Source organism: Mammaliicoccus sp. D-M19 (assembly GCF_022386695.1).
Classification (GTDB): Bacteria; Bacillota; Bacilli; order Staphylococcales; family Staphylococcaceae; genus Mammaliicoccus; species Mammaliicoccus sciuri.
Window position 1 is genome coordinate 171,430 of the sequence record NZ_JAJNHW010000001.1, and the last position, 13,332, is coordinate 184,761.

Here is a 13,332-nt window from a genome sequence, read left to right on the forward strand (position 1 = left end):
TCTTTATTCCTCCTTTTGTTTTCCAAATAATTCGTTTGCTAAGTCTCTACCACGTTTTGAATAGTCAACCTTTTGCTTACCATTGCCAGTTTGTCCACCAGACTTGTAATTGTTGTTTGGTGGTGGCGTACCTTCTTCGTCTGAACCACCTTCATCTTTTGAAGTGTTAGTTTGATTGAATAAGTAAGCTTTTGTTTCTCGTAATTCATTCATGACCTCATTAAAGTTGGTAATCTCTCCACTTTCTTCATCACGATTGAATTTGTCTTTGTCGATAAATAAAAATACATCGTCTGGATCATGTGCATCTTTAGATACTTCTTTTAAAATCTTCTTATCTAAATCGTTAGATGCTACTTGAACTTTATAGTCTTTGATTTGTTCTTGAAGTTCTTTATTAGTGTCCTCAAGCTTGTCATAATCATTTGCTTTCTTTTCAAGTGTTGTAATCTGTTTAGATAATGTTTCTTTTTCTGATTCTAAAGATTTGATTTCTGTATCTTTATCACTCAATTGCGATTTGATGTCCTGAATATCCTTACCGTTTTCTGCCATTACTTTTTCAATTTGTTCATCGGATAATTCTAAAGCTTTAAGTGTTTCTCTATTCATATTTATTCTCTCCTTACGTTTTGGTAACGATGTCCGACACCGATTGGATTAGTACAATAACGCTTGTACCTGCGACATCGTCTTTTAATGACTTACGAACAGGTCAAACGGAATACCACCGTTATGAGATACGTTTAGATCACTTCCTTACGATTAGATAAACGCACAAAAATAACCGGCAATCTCACGACTGTCGGTTTGTTTATACATTATCTTGTAACTTATGTTTTATATCGTTGTACGTCATATTAATACTTAATTCATGTTGTCTGTATGCTGCTCGGTTATCTAAGCTTCTATCTTTGTCATCTGATTGGACTACATCAACCTCACAAGTATCTAAATGATTATCTTTATTATCTTGATAGAACTCAATAAATGTTTTAATAGCATTAAGAAAATGAACATCTTCTCCCCACTTATCAATGATTATCTTATCTTTAGTTTGTTCAATCATATCTTTCACTCCTTATAAGTGATAATTAATTCTTTATTACCATTCTCTTTTTTAGTAAATTCAATTCTCATAGACTTATTTCCAACTTCTCTAGCATATTCTATAATTTTGTCAGCAATAGTTGGTTCACCTTTTGCTCTTTCAATGTCTACTAATTTGTATTTCATACCTTTCACCCTTTCATTTCTTGTCTAGCAACTCTTAACTTCTGTTTCATCTTTACATAACCAGTACTATTAGAACGTTTCATTCTTCGATAAGCACCTAAAGTCTTAGGAGCATCATCACCTAATATCGCTTTAATACTGTTGTAGCTCTTCATTTCTTGTCTTGCTTTACGCTTTAATTGTTGATCGTGTTCATAACTTTCTCTTTGCTTTTTAGTTCGAGGGTCAAGATTAGGATTAAAGTCCTTACCTTTTGCAATGTATTTTTTTATTTCACTTTCTGATTTGAAGTCAGCTACAAAAGGTCTAACCATACACTTACAGTTAGGATGAACAGGAATAACATCTCGTACATCTAATTGTGGAAATCTCGTATCTTGACCAGTTAAAGAAAATACTCTGTCTTGATACTTAGCACATTCTCCACATGTATTTAAATTGCCTGTAACATACACTAAGTCATTGCTAGTCTCTAAGTAATGGTTAACATGAGCATGCGTTCTAGCAGTGCTTATTTTCGTTCTCACTACTGTTTCTGTGTAGAAGTCTAAAGGTAATAGTTTATTATCTATTGTTCTAAATGATTTCATACCACCTTTAACAAAAGAATCAGACACCCGTTGAATTATCTTCCTACGATTTTGACCGTATAGGATACCTCTTGAAATGTCTGATTGAACTTCTAATAATGTTTGATTAATTGTTGAAACTGTTGTGAAGTATGCTTGCCTTAGTGCTGCTTGTAAATCTAGCATTGTATCACTTGTGATAGTGGCTAACGCACTTGTATGAACTTGTGAATTGAGTTCGTTTGATATTGGTATACCTTGCTTGCTTAATTCTTTCATTGCTATATTCAATTCCGATTCGTATACTTTTGCGAGTTCGGGTTCAATAAACTCAAAAACATCTGTACCAAATTGTTGAATCAAGTTTTCAATGTTTCTAAACATAACTTGTTTATCTCTAGCACTTAATAAATCAACTTCTTGAATTAACTTTAATATTTCATTTTGCAAAAACTCAACTGTAGGCTTAATTTGTTCAATCTTCATTCAATCACCTACTCAATCTCTTTTAATTCTTCATCAACTGGATTAGTTTCATCCTCGTCTTCTTTGTTGTCATTGAAGTTTAATCCTGTCATGTTACCTCTTAACAATGACATGCTATCTTGTGATGTTCGTTCAGCTTCAATCTTTTCTACTTCTTCCATAATCCATTCTTCTGACTTGTCTGGATTGTTGTTACGAACAGTTTGTTCAAGTGATTGCGTTCCAGCTGCGTAACTTTGATTGTTTAATGTTGAAGTTTCTTTTGAAGTAACTGGCATCATATCTTTTTGAACAATGATTGGTTTTTCAATGATGATGTCGCTATTAATCTGATTGAGTAACCACATACAGTTTTCAACGCCTTGTTGAATGAACTCGATGTATTCATCTCTCATTTGTTCAGCTTTCATAATCGATAAGAATAAATCGTAAAACTTAGCTGTACCCGATTGTGCTTGAGCGCCTTCCGACGTAAAGAAATCAATTGCCTTCTCACTTGTTTGTGTTTCCATTAACATCATCTTGATAACATCTTTCACATAAGTAATGTCACCAATCTTTGAAATATCAATTTGATGTATTTGTAATGATTGCCCGTCTTCATCAATTGTTGTAACTTCTAAATCACGATGATCAAACTTATCTTCAACACCATAACGTTGCCTAGATACATCTATTAATCGTTCCATTACTTCTTTCGAAACCGATATTCTTGGCTTTCCATTACGCTCGAAGATTTGCGCTGTACGTGTCATAGTCCAGTTCACTTCGTCCTGTTTGCCTTCTTGCCCCATTAGAACACTTCTACCATATCTATTCATAAACGTTGGATTGTAAGGTAGGTAAACAAATAATGTACGCTTACGACCTTTTAAAACATAATTACGTTGGTCTTTTTCAAGTTTAGTTATATCAAATATAATTTCTTCATCATCAACTATTTGTAAGTCTCCGTTGTCGTCCATATGATAAACTGTATGACTTCCTGTTAATTCGTTTTCTCCTTCGACTTCTTCATGAACATGTACATACTTGTCATCGCCACGTTCTACGATGTAGCGAAGTTGATATGTCTTACCGTCTTCTAGTTCGTAATAAACATTACGTTCTTTAAAAGATAACTTAACTTGTCCATTAACAACTTCTGGTACTGCCACAATGCCACCGTCTATTTGCCATTGTTTTATATTCATACCATGATGCTTGTTGAAGTTTGAGTTTACTTCAATTTGGTCTAACGTTTCTTGCTGCAAGTCAAACAGTTCTCCATTTAACGAATCATCTTGTGTTCCTTCGATATGATTATCTTCTGTGTTGAAGTCTTCATCATCTTCTATCTCGTTGATTGGATAGTTCGTTTGAAGTTTGCCCATTGACCTTGTAATAAACAGTGTAGGGATATCTACAATCATTTTAGATATGTTCACTACAATATATGGCGTTTGTACATTCTGTGCTTTAACATCTCCATATTCTATACGGTCGATAATTTCACCCTGTTCAATCAATGCTTTTGCTCTATCGAACAACTTCGAATGACGACCGTCATATAAGTCTCTATATAAAAACATATCACCATGTGTTTCAGTTATTTCTTCTTGCGTGAATGATTTTAACTCTGCCATTGTCTACCTCCTTATCCTTACCACATTGTTCTAGATGAAATGACTGCCTTAGGTTTCTTCTTCATGTCTTCACTAAAGGCATATCTTGTAGCATCTATTGTGTGGTTATCTTTATCTTCTAGTCTTGGTTTAGGGTTACCGTCTTTATCTGTTTCATAATCGATATTCTCGAATTCCTTTGCAATGTTTGGTGTACGTTTAGGGTCAATGATTATTGCATCTAAATCATCAAGCCATTGTTCACCGTATTCAACACTGTCCGGACCTTTCTTCACACCTTTAATACGTTTGATACCATGTTCGTTTTTTAACTCGTCAATACTTTTAGGTTCAGCACTATCAGCGAATATCTCATCAGACATATATTTCTTTCGTGTTAACCATTTAGCTAACTCTCTATTAGATATCTTCTGGCCATAGTATTCATCAACTGCATATATAACATTTTTCTTTTTGTCATAATGCCAACGAACAAAAGCTAATGGATCAGTAGCATAACCAAAATCGACTGCACTTCGAATGTTATCGAATGAGTTATATAATTCATCAGGTATCGTTTCAATTTGTAGGTTGTCGAATGGAACAACACCACTACCGATAGCTTCACCTAAATACTCCCAACGATATCTCATTTCACTTTTTTGTTTAGTTGCTTCTGCTTCTTCAACGAACTGCTTTGAAATATGTTGGTTATCTTTGTATGTACTGTGATGTACAAAAGTATTATCTGGTTGAATAGATGATTCGTACTTTTTATTAACCCATGATTGTTTTCTCTTAGGTGGGTTGTAACTATAAAAGAATTTATAAAAAAGACCATCGTCCAACTCTCCACGTAATAGTGAGTTAGTGATGGTCTTTACTTCATCTTCCGTTTTAAACTCTGCTAATTCTTCTATCCAACCAATAGCGAATGGAAAGTTAGCGTCTTTCAATGATTTAATTCTTTCTGGGTCTTTAGCACCTCTAAAGGCGATATAATTACCTCTAGGAATATAAGTAATCCTCATAGGCGATTTAGTTACTTTAAATAAATGCGAAACACCTTGATGGCTAATAGCCCACTTCAATTGTTCATATATTGATAATTCAATTGTGTTATCTACTTTACGTATACAAACTGCATTAACTGGATATCTCATAATCAGTTGAACAATAATGATTGCTAGATCAGTTGATTTCCCACTACCACGTCCACCTTTTTCCACAATGTGCAATATATTTGGGTCTTTAGCTGCTTTCCATGACTTGTGAAATTCCACAGGCAATAGTTCTGACAGTTTCTTTATGTTTGTCATTCTATATCATCTACAAACATAACTGCGCCACTATGTTCCACCTCTTGCTTTTCAGTCCACATTGCATAGCGTTTACCTAATAATTCAGCAGCTTTAGTTCTAGCAACTATATCAGCACGTTTCTCATGCCTTTCAACTTCGCTCATGAAATCGCCAGTAGGTACTAACATCAATTCTTCATCTTTAACTTTACCTCGCATAACTGAAGTGAGGTATTGGAGTATTTCATCTTGTTCTGCAATACTCTCTTTTTTCAATTCTTCTAATCTTGCATCAATATAAGATTTAACGCTCACATTTTCCAACAATTTTACAATGTTTCCTTTAGCATAGTTATGACTATAACCAGCACTTACTGCAGACTGATAAGCGTTACCTGTTCTAATATACTCATCTGCGAACAACTGTTGTTTTCTTGTTAATTTCATTTCATCTACCACCAACTCTCACGATAATCTCATTCATTTATTTTAGTTCCTTAACTTTAAACACTTTCATAATCACTAAATGCATATGTGCTTGAATATAAAAAATAGAGTTAATCACATATTTGAATTTCTTCATGTAATCAACTCTACTTCTATATCGTAATCTTTATCACCTTTAACAACTGGAACATAATCTATTAACACTTTACTTACATTAGCATCGTTTTTTAATCTCTTAATCATTGCTATTAAGTGACAATCATTATTCACTTTTCTAATGCCTTTTAAAGTTCCGTCGGCGACTACCATTACTCTCATATGTTCAACTCCAAATAAAAAACACCCACGTTAGTGAGTGTTAAAGTTTTTTAATTTTTTGCCATTCAAGCTTAGAATATTTAGAAACTTTATATGCATATTGCTTGATAGTTTCTTCAACTGTATCGTAATAATTCTTTTTTGAATCATTAGCATTACCAGTACCACAAAATATTGTAGTCCTAACTGCATTAACGTGTTCAATTACATCTTTATTTTGCACATTATCTTTTTCAGGATCATCACCTTCACCTTTAACAGGGTACAATAAAACTAGGGTGTAATATAATCTCCAAAATTCATTATCAAACTTGGTAATACTATCAGATTTACCTACAGTACCATTCTTCATTTTGTCTTCAATTAAGTCATAGCAGGCTTTTATAAACTGAACGTTAATATCTCTCGCTTGTTGGAGCCAGTCTATTCTAGCTTGCGCAATAATATTAGCATTAAGTTCTTTATTCTTCATTTCCTCAATAAATTTATTTTGTTTTTCTAATATTTCGTTATTGTTCGTTCTATTTTCTTTTTCTATTTGTTTAACTGTATCATTACTTCTTTTTGTATTAGCATATGTTACCCAAACAGTTGCTACTCCGATTAAAAAAGTCAATATAGGTGCAAAAAGACTAGACCATTTAAATCCACTAGCACTCTCTTGCATATATTCTACAATCATATTTCCATCAATATACATTCATTTTGCCTCATTCCCTAAATTAATTTATTGCAATCTAATTATACGAAATCCACCTAACTTTAGCTAGATGGATTTTCATTAATATTAGGGTTATAGAAAGGATATGGAAAATAGCCGTTAGGCTTGGTGTAGGGCGACGTACAAACTTAACCAGTTTGTCTGATTGAATGTTCAACGCTCCGACCTACCTCACATTTTACCGGAAATTTTGTATAAACTCCTAGCTTGTTAAATTCGTTAAGTTTGTCTAGTTTGTCTAGTCCGTTAATATGATTGCAATATCATTTATAATCTGATGTACCCTTTGTTTAGATATCCCCATTGTTTCAGCAATATATTCATAACTTGTTCCAGATAACACTTGGCTTAGAATCACTTCTTGTGTTTCATCTGTAACTCTATCCCAACGATTTTGAATATATTTCACTTTATTTTCGAACCTTTGAATAACTTTGTCTTGTTTAAGTAATCTGTTTACTTCTTTAAAAACTGGATCTGATGTTTGTCCTGCTGCTTTTGGCATTGATGATTCTATTCCATACTGAGCAATATTACCACCACATATACTTTCTAAATATTCTTTTCTCAAATGTGCAATAGCCTTTACATTCTTTTGATACTCTTTTATTAAAGTTAAAACTTGTTTAGTCGAATAAGTCATGTGTTCAATTCCTCCGATTAGTTTAGTTATTTGATGTGGTCAACATCATGTAAATAGTCGTAAATTACGCCATTACCACTCCTAACTAATTCAGCATATTCATTAAACCATTCATACGGAATACTTTTACGGTCATGTTGTTTCTTGAAATCATTAAACTGGTCAATGTCTAACTTAAAACATGTGTCATTAAATCTAAATAGTACGAGCAGGAAAGCTTCAGCACCCATTCGTTTAGTATCAGTCAAATACTTAACTTGATGATCACTCACATTTTTAAAAGGTAAATTCTTAATTTTAACTTCTTTCGTATCAAAGGCTATGTACTTACCTTTGTTGTTGCAGCCTACAAAATCAACTGTACTCTTTTCTTGATATCGTGCTTTACCTGTCCTAGTGTTATAACTTATAGGCGTTGCTACTTTATCGATTATTGCTATATTCTTTTGTTTGTACACACGATTGATATTGCCTATTACTGTTTCAAACCACATACCTCGATTGGCTTGTTTTCTATTCAATTTACCCCTCCTTAACTGCATTTATTATTAGTGCAATGACTATAACTGCGAATAGTATTAATCCGAATGTCATAAAAAACTACCTATCATTAATCCGATTATTGCACCATTAACTAAACCTAATAACACCGACTTTATAACTAAGCCTTTCATATACTTAATAGTGAATTCTTGCATTTCGTCATCATGCTTTTTCATTATTTTTCTATAACCCTTATGCATATCTTCCATAATTTCATCTACTTGCTCTTGAGTGTATGTTTTCATTCAACATCTTCCTTTCGTTTGAAAGCATTCCTAAAATTCTGACCAAACTTTCGAAATAGTAATGTAACCTTTTCAATATCATTCTCTGGTACATCTTTAAATTCTAATCGTGCAATAGGATGTTCCTTAACTTCGTCTTTGTATTTGTATGTGGGTTTTATGAATACTGGTTCTCGTTTCATTCAACATCACTCCTATTATTGATACGAAGTATTGTGACTTTCTCTTTTTCTAGTTTTTTAATGTCGCTAAGTTGTATTATGATTTGTAGACAAAGTATTATGATGAGAAATTTGTCCCATAGCAATGGATATAAACCATGCTGAACTTGGAACACTATTGTTGAAGAATTCAAAGTTATTACAATGATCATTAATATTTTCATAAACTCTCTCATTAGCAACGCCCCATTCCACTGAACCACGGCTCATTATCTTTATATGCTTGTGTGTCTTCATAATAGATTGGTGCCACATAATTTTTATCATAATGTTTGTAGTAATCATCGAATTTTTTAATTTCAAACATATCATTTGTAGCACCATAATAGATTTCCCATTGCTTTGCATCTTCCACATGCCATTTATCTCCCACTGCTATTGGGTCATTGTTAAAAATCAATACGTATTTAGTCATTTATACACCTCATAATCAATTGGTGCTGACATATCACTTGCGTAACTTTCGACGTCTATACTATCTTGCACACTCGCATACTTATATGATCGTTTGATGAATGTGTACAATACTAGAAGTGATATTGTTAATGTGATTAGTAGTTTCATAATTTAGTCCTCCTTAAATGACGACAGTGGTATAGGGCATCTATCGTTCATAATATCTTCTAGTAAATATTGAGCATCATATTGGCTTATATAACCTTCATTGTGTAAATCGTATATACAATCGTGAATAACTCCAAAATTAAAATTTTTGATGTTATCGTTTAATTTATTTACTATTTCTTCAAGTCTGTTCATAACTTATTCCTCCCCTAGTAAGTGTGGATGTTTAAATTTGTTTCCTAACACAGTACAATGTTCATGTACATCTAATAAAGAATCATCGTTATTAGTTGTCCAACCTAACCTCTCTTGATTAAGATAGCCGTCTGAATCATCACCAGTACCAAATTTCACGTAACCAATTCTGTCTACGATATCTATATTGCTATAACCCTTATCAATAATATCTCCCTCAAATATTTCTTTTCCGTTCTTGTCTAATAGTCCAGTTGATTGCATTAATTCAATATCCTTAAACGGATAAAAACACAAATTACTTGTTACTATCATTTCTGCTTTAAAATGAATACTGGCAACATCTTCTATCATTTCTTTATTGACTTTATCCCATGCTCTAACATTTGGTATCATTCTAATCACTCCCTGTTCAATATTTCTCGTACCTTATCTACAATATCTGGGTGACTTTCGCCACCCTTAATATCCACTTGATCCAAAACCGTTTGTTCCTCTTTCGCTTTCACTTTCAAACTCCTCTACAACATTTACTTCTGGTGTAACGATTGGTACGATAACCAATTGAGCTATTTTGTCGCCTTTGTTGATTTGGTATGTTCCTATTCTATAAGTTTCGTTATCTTTTGCTTTAATATAGCTATCATTTAAGTTTTTATACTTAGCTTGTTTTAAATTAGGTATTCTCGGCAAATCATCATTCTTAATGTTCACTTTCATTTGCCATTGATACCCTGCGTCAATCTTGCCAGTTTCAACGACTAAATGCGTTTTACTACTTACACCACTTCTGCTAGTTAATAGCCCTACATAACCCTCTGGAATGTCTACTGCTATATCTGTAGCAAGTAATATCTTTTCTTGTGGCTCAATCACAACTGTTTCTGCTGCGTATATATCTAGACCTGCACTCACACCATATGCCCTAGTTGGTGTTGTTGCGTTGTCTGATAGTAATTTGATGTTTAGGTTGTTCATTTATTTGTCCTCCAAATATTTATCTACAATTTTTGTGACTTCATGTGCATAATCATCAGGTGCTACTATATAATCAACATTTAAAATCTCATCAAATGCTTTTGCTTTAGCGTAAACTTCTTCTAACTCTTTTATAGGTTTAGTTTTCTTACTAGACCCTGTCATTACGTTGTACAACCTTACTTTTCTGATGTTTTCTCCCTCATAATCATACGCCATAGTCACTCACGCTCCTTTATATAATCAATTAACTTAATAATGTAATACGTAGCATATAAAGTTATACCTGACCAAAATAAAAGAAGCGCAATTAAAAAACTAATTGTTATACGAACTTGTTCATACATCTAATCACGCTCTTTCCATTCTTTTATTCATATAAGGTAAGTTTTTATAGAAATATCTAGCATGATGCTTATAATAAAACCTTTTACCGTGTGACTTTCCTTTATCATCCACCCACAATACATTCCATTGGTTCGTGTCGAATGTATCAGTGATATCTTGAAATATTTCTCTAATCATGAGTATCACCCTCCGTATCAAACGTATTTTTCGATTTCTTTCGTTTATAAATATTTATTTTGTTTTCGGTAGCAATTTTGTTAATTACTATAAAACCATTGAAATCATCTTCTTCTAAATAACTTTCAATCTCTTCTCGAGTGATAACGAATAATTCTTGACCATCTTCAAACATATTTAATTTAATGTGCTCTACCATGTTAATCACCTTCTATCTCATCAATGAAATGTACTAACGCAATATATCTACTGTTACCTGGATTATTCCATGCTTTATATTTGATGTGTTCAGTAAGATTAATATATTTAATTTGACTTTTAATCAACGCACCACGTAACTTCTCCACATCTTTGATAAGCGAGTCACGTTCGTTGTTAAGATTTTTATTTTCTTCTTTTAAATTATCGATGAGTTTATCACGAGTTTTTTGATTCTTTTTTAATAAAGCTATATCTTCTCGTAACAGATTACCTTGGTGTTTTAACTGATCTCGTTCATTCTTTAACTTAGTTATATCTTCTCTCGTGTATTTTATTGTTGGCATCTACTCCACCTCCACATATTCATCATCTAACTTTGCACCATTCTCAATCTGTTTCATCACTTCTCTTAACACTTCTTTACCGAAGGAATCTGTCATATTATCCATGTGCAAGTTACCTGTTTTATTTTTGTTCAAATTATTATTAGCTATGATAAGTTCGTCTAAGATTGTTGGCATGTTTTAGTCCTCCTTAAATATCAAATATACTTAACTGCATTCCTAATTCTTCTTCTAACTTCAAATCATGTGCTGCTTTGAATTGCCTTAACTCACTGTCAGTCAACTTATGTTCTTGTCTTACAAATGGTGTATGTGGCATACCTAGTAAAGTGTTAATTTCTTTACCAGGTACCACTGTGAACATCTTTTTGCCTTCTGAATTGTATAGATCATATTTATCTAGTAATCCCACTCTCTAACACCTCTTTATATCGTTTAGCGTAATCAATAATTTTATCTAACTCTTTAACTATGTCGTCTTTACGCCCTAAACGTGTTGGATATTTGATAAGGTTAAATTTCATAGCGCCTTTAAATTCTTCGTCAGTGAAATGTTGTCTACAAAACTCAATCACATCTATATCAGCTTGATAATGAGTTGGTATATCGTTATACATATCGTTAATACGCTGAATAACTGGTTCCTCTGTATCTTCTTCGTCTGTTGCTAGGGTGTAGTAGTCTTTTTTGTTTTTACCGTAGAGTTCCGAACGCTCATTCCAAACTCTTTCATTTTCATAATCTGAATTTGAACAGTTCTTTAATTTATGAAATATATGCGGATTATGAGCCAGTTTAAGCGTTGCGTAAAAATCTACATTTTCATAACAATACCTCGTCACATGCACTCTATCGCCTGCTTTGAATTTCATTAGCATATACCTTCTTTCTTCATTCTTTGTGCAAACGCTGGATTACTTTCGATATACTTTAATTGTCTTGGATTGAGTGGTAGTTTATTTTCAATAAATCGAATGATATCTTTTTCAGTTTCCTTCATTTTTTCTACTGATTTCAATGGCGTTGCACCATAACTTAACCTTTCTGTAGTTAAAGCTTTTTCCAATGACCAACCTCTTTTTGCTCTTCCAGTAAAAGTAGATATATTCACTTTGGCTTTATCTTCGTATAGTCGATAGTAATAAGTCGGACTTGTTTCAAATGTGGTTTTGTATTGATCGTTAATCATCTTGTAGATAACATTCTCACTAGGTGTTCTTTTCTTGTTGTTTAAATATCTGTATATTTCAAACAACATTGCCAGACTTCCTTTTCCATTTAACTTTTTCACCATCTATATCACCTTCTAAAATTAATAGCATGACTAAATATCAAATATGCTTAGTTGTTTTTTAACTTTTTCTTCATGTTCAACTTTGTATTTTTTATTAATAAACCCTTTAAAAGCTAGTAGATGACCATTAATATCAGCTACTCTATAGATGTCTACTACATCAACATTTACTCTCCACTCGGTAATAGTGCCTACGCCATTTTTACCAATTTCATAGCAAGATTTTTCATCACTAATTTTAGTGATCATATTTACCAACTCCCACAACAGTCATTGAATAATTGTTTAGCGTAATCTCCGAATTCTGTTTTCTGAGGATATTTTTCTAACCATGGTTTCGGTTTTGAATAATCTTTTTTAGGTTTTCTCTTACGTCCATCTAACTCTTCGAACTTCATATATGCTTCGGCATCACATTTCGGTACACCTTGAGGAACACTTACAGCTAAATTCAACGACCAACCTGCTCTTATACGCATTCTTATAAAAGTTTTATCAAAGTTGTTTTCTTCAGCCATTCTTACTTGTTGTGGCGTTAAAATGTATTCATTGCCATCAGCTGTTATTTTTTCTTTTTGTAACATTTTTTACACTCTCCATTTGGTCATTTAGTTTGTTTAAACTTTTTCTATTTGAAACCAATCTTTGTTTTTCAACCGACATCGTTACTCTAATTTCGTTCTCAGTGGTCATGCCGATGTATAAGATAAAGCCATATACATCATTTTTTCTTAAAAACCACTGCAAAGCATCTGTATCGTTTATATAGTGTCCAGATTGTTTAATACTTGCTATAAACGTCTGAAATTGGTCAATTAACGGACGTTTTAACTTATAGTTTTGTTTAACTGCATCTGATAACCTAAAAATCGGTTTTGTTGTCATATTTCGCACCTCG

At 32.8% G+C, this 13,332-nt stretch carries 29 protein-coding genes; all 29 read right to left on the bottom strand.

Going from position 1 to position 13,332, the window contains the following annotated elements; genetic code table 11:
- Positions 1 to 3 precede the first annotated feature (3 nt).
- A complete protein-coding gene (locus LQ675_RS00840) occupies positions 4 to 612 on the bottom strand; it encodes a phage scaffolding protein (RefSeq protein ID WP_239726938.1) in 609 nt (202 codons plus the stop codon).
- Positions 613 to 814: 202 nt separating this feature from the next.
- The gene (locus LQ675_RS00845) at positions 815 to 1,069 is read right to left on the bottom strand and encodes a hypothetical protein (protein WP_167811853.1); all 255 of its coding nucleotides are present in this window, start codon (positions 1,067 to 1,069) and stop codon (positions 815 to 817) included.
- 5 nt (positions 1,070 to 1,074) lie between these two features.
- Positions 1,075 to 1,236, bottom strand: a complete 162-nt coding sequence (locus LQ675_RS00850; protein ID WP_239726936.1) for a hypothetical protein — start codon at positions 1,234 to 1,236, stop codon at positions 1,075 to 1,077.
- A gap of 5 nt (positions 1,237 to 1,241) precedes the next feature.
- Positions 1,242 to 2,291 carry a phage minor capsid protein gene (locus LQ675_RS00855; protein WP_239726934.1) on the bottom strand — a complete coding sequence of 350 codons (1,050 nt, stop codon included), beginning with the start codon at positions 2,289 to 2,291 and terminating at the stop codon, positions 1,242 to 1,244.
- Positions 2,292 to 2,299: 8 nt separating this feature from the next.
- The gene (locus tag LQ675_RS00860; RefSeq protein ID WP_239726931.1) at positions 2,300 to 3,916 is read right to left on the bottom strand and encodes a hypothetical protein; all 1,617 of its coding nucleotides are present in this window, start codon (positions 3,914 to 3,916) and stop codon (positions 2,300 to 2,302) included.
- 17 nt (positions 3,917 to 3,933) lie between these two features.
- Positions 3,934 to 5,214 (bottom strand): PBSX family phage terminase large subunit, encoded by a 1,281-nt coding sequence (locus LQ675_RS00865; RefSeq protein ID WP_204184512.1) that lies wholly within the window; start codon positions 5,212 to 5,214, stop codon positions 3,934 to 3,936.
- Complete coding sequence (locus LQ675_RS00870; RefSeq protein ID WP_204182433.1) at positions 5,211 to 5,642, bottom strand: terminase small subunit; 432 nt, start codon at positions 5,640 to 5,642, stop codon at positions 5,211 to 5,213. Before LQ675_RS00870 ends, LQ675_RS00865 begins: the two co-directional genes overlap by 4 nt.
- 132 nt (positions 5,643 to 5,774) lie before the next feature.
- Positions 5,775 to 5,960, bottom strand: coding sequence for a hypothetical protein (locus LQ675_RS00875; RefSeq protein ID WP_239726928.1), 186 nt, complete (start codon positions 5,958 to 5,960; stop codon positions 5,775 to 5,777).
- Between the two features lie 40 nt (positions 5,961 to 6,000).
- Positions 6,001 to 6,660, bottom strand: a complete 660-nt coding sequence (locus LQ675_RS00880) for a hypothetical protein (RefSeq protein WP_239726926.1) — start codon at positions 6,658 to 6,660, stop codon at positions 6,001 to 6,003.
- Between the two features lie 259 nt (positions 6,661 to 6,919).
- A complete protein-coding gene (locus tag LQ675_RS00885; protein WP_204174536.1) occupies positions 6,920 to 7,324 on the bottom strand; it encodes a hypothetical protein in 405 nt (134 codons plus the stop codon).
- 26 nt (positions 7,325 to 7,350) lie between these two features.
- Positions 7,351 to 7,845: a Holliday junction resolvase RecU gene (locus LQ675_RS00890; protein WP_239726924.1), complete on the bottom strand. Its 495-nt coding sequence runs from the start codon at positions 7,843 to 7,845 to the stop codon at positions 7,351 to 7,353.
- A gap of 69 nt (positions 7,846 to 7,914) precedes the next feature.
- Entirely contained in the window at positions 7,915 to 8,112 is a 198-nt protein-coding gene (locus LQ675_RS00895; RefSeq protein WP_239726922.1) for a hypothetical protein, read from the bottom strand.
- Positions 8,109 to 8,294, bottom strand: coding sequence for a hypothetical protein (locus LQ675_RS00900; RefSeq protein ID WP_239726920.1), 186 nt, complete (start codon positions 8,292 to 8,294; stop codon positions 8,109 to 8,111). Before LQ675_RS00900 ends, LQ675_RS00895 begins: the two co-directional genes overlap by 4 nt.
- 214 nt (positions 8,295 to 8,508) lie before the next feature.
- Entirely contained in the window at positions 8,509 to 8,748 is a 240-nt protein-coding gene (locus LQ675_RS00905; RefSeq protein WP_239726918.1) for a hypothetical protein, read from the bottom strand.
- Entirely contained in the window at positions 8,745 to 8,897 is a 153-nt protein-coding gene (locus LQ675_RS00910; protein ID WP_239726916.1) for a hypothetical protein, read from the bottom strand. Before LQ675_RS00910 ends, LQ675_RS00905 begins: the two co-directional genes overlap by 4 nt.
- 3 nt (positions 8,898 to 8,900) lie before the next feature.
- Positions 8,901 to 9,092, bottom strand: a complete 192-nt coding sequence (locus tag LQ675_RS00915) for a hypothetical protein (protein WP_239726914.1) — start codon at positions 9,090 to 9,092, stop codon at positions 8,901 to 8,903.
- 3 nt (positions 9,093 to 9,095) lie between these two features.
- Positions 9,096 to 9,488, bottom strand: a complete 393-nt coding sequence (locus tag LQ675_RS00920) for a YopX family protein (RefSeq protein ID WP_239726911.1) — start codon at positions 9,486 to 9,488, stop codon at positions 9,096 to 9,098.
- A 66-nt stretch (positions 9,489 to 9,554) separates the two neighbouring features.
- A complete protein-coding gene (locus LQ675_RS00925; RefSeq protein WP_239726909.1) occupies positions 9,555 to 10,070 on the bottom strand; it encodes a dCTP deaminase/dUTPase family protein in 516 nt (171 codons plus the stop codon).
- Positions 10,071 to 10,289, bottom strand: coding sequence for a hypothetical protein (locus tag LQ675_RS00930; RefSeq protein ID WP_239726907.1), 219 nt, complete (start codon positions 10,287 to 10,289; stop codon positions 10,071 to 10,073). It abuts the gene before it with no gap.
- A gap of 132 nt (positions 10,290 to 10,421) precedes the next feature.
- On the bottom strand, positions 10,422 to 10,595 hold the full coding sequence (locus LQ675_RS00935) for a hypothetical protein (RefSeq protein ID WP_239727059.1): 174 nt from the start codon (positions 10,593 to 10,595) through the stop codon (positions 10,422 to 10,424).
- Positions 10,588 to 10,794 (bottom strand): hypothetical protein, encoded by a 207-nt coding sequence (locus LQ675_RS00940; RefSeq protein ID WP_239726895.1) that lies wholly within the window; start codon positions 10,792 to 10,794, stop codon positions 10,588 to 10,590. Before LQ675_RS00940 ends, LQ675_RS00935 begins: the two co-directional genes overlap by 8 nt.
- A 1-nt stretch (position 10,795) precedes the next feature.
- Complete coding sequence (locus LQ675_RS00945; RefSeq protein WP_239726892.1) at positions 10,796 to 11,140, bottom strand: hypothetical protein; 345 nt, start codon at positions 11,138 to 11,140, stop codon at positions 10,796 to 10,798.
- The gene (locus tag LQ675_RS00950; RefSeq protein ID WP_204188772.1) at positions 11,141 to 11,317 is read right to left on the bottom strand and encodes a hypothetical protein; all 177 of its coding nucleotides are present in this window, start codon (positions 11,315 to 11,317) and stop codon (positions 11,141 to 11,143) included. It abuts the gene before it with no gap.
- A gap of 13 nt (positions 11,318 to 11,330) precedes the next feature.
- Positions 11,331 to 11,552: a DUF3269 family protein gene (locus LQ675_RS00955; RefSeq protein ID WP_239726889.1), complete on the bottom strand. Its 222-nt coding sequence runs from the start codon at positions 11,550 to 11,552 to the stop codon at positions 11,331 to 11,333.
- On the bottom strand, positions 11,536 to 12,018 hold the full coding sequence (locus tag LQ675_RS00960) for a DUF3310 domain-containing protein (RefSeq protein ID WP_239726887.1): 483 nt from the start codon (positions 12,016 to 12,018) through the stop codon (positions 11,536 to 11,538). Before LQ675_RS00960 ends, LQ675_RS00955 begins: the two co-directional genes overlap by 17 nt.
- Entirely contained in the window at positions 12,012 to 12,431 is a 420-nt protein-coding gene (locus LQ675_RS00965) for a hypothetical protein (RefSeq protein WP_239753232.1), read from the bottom strand. Before LQ675_RS00965 ends, LQ675_RS00960 begins: the two co-directional genes overlap by 7 nt.
- Positions 12,432 to 12,464: 33 nt before the next feature.
- Entirely contained in the window at positions 12,465 to 12,683 is a 219-nt protein-coding gene (locus LQ675_RS00970; RefSeq protein ID WP_191835905.1) for a hypothetical protein, read from the bottom strand.
- 2 nt (positions 12,684 to 12,685) lie between these two features.
- Positions 12,686 to 13,018 (bottom strand): SA1788 family PVL leukocidin-associated protein, encoded by a 333-nt coding sequence (locus tag LQ675_RS00975; RefSeq protein ID WP_191835904.1) that lies wholly within the window; start codon positions 13,016 to 13,018, stop codon positions 12,686 to 12,688.
- Positions 12,990 to 13,319: a hypothetical protein gene (locus tag LQ675_RS00980; RefSeq protein WP_191835903.1), complete on the bottom strand. Its 330-nt coding sequence runs from the start codon at positions 13,317 to 13,319 to the stop codon at positions 12,990 to 12,992. Before LQ675_RS00980 ends, LQ675_RS00975 begins: the two co-directional genes overlap by 29 nt.
- Positions 13,320 to 13,332: the final 13 nt, after the last annotated feature.